Raw genomic sequence first — 268 nt, 5'->3', positions numbered from 1 at the left:
CCGTATCATCGAGCTCGATGCCCGGGGCCTGGCGCCAGAACAGGTCCGGCACGAGCACCGTATAGCCTTCCTCGGCGTAATAGTCGGCCACGTCGCGCATCGTCGCGTTCGCGCCGAAGATCTCGTGACAGAGCACGATGCCCGGCCCGGTGCCGCCGGCCGGCGTGCTCAGGTACGCGCGGAACGCGCCGCCGTTCGGCGATGGAATCTCGATGTGACGTCCGTTCATGGGTCCCTCCATGCGGTTGGTTTCGGTGACGGCCCAGTA

Annotated in this window: 1 protein-coding gene; it reads right to left on the bottom strand. The window is 66.8% G+C overall.

The window, feature by feature from the left end; translation table 11 throughout:
* A partial coding sequence (locus AC1RPR_RS08875) for a dienelactone hydrolase family protein (RefSeq protein ID WP_481763582.1) occupies positions 1–229 on the bottom strand: 229 nt, incomplete at its 3' end.
* Positions 230–268 lie beyond the last annotated feature (39 nt).

It is taken from the genome of Dellaglioa sp. CoH-57-MRSF-22 (assembly GCF_056781895.1).
This window is presented reverse-complemented; position numbering and strand designations above follow the sequence as displayed.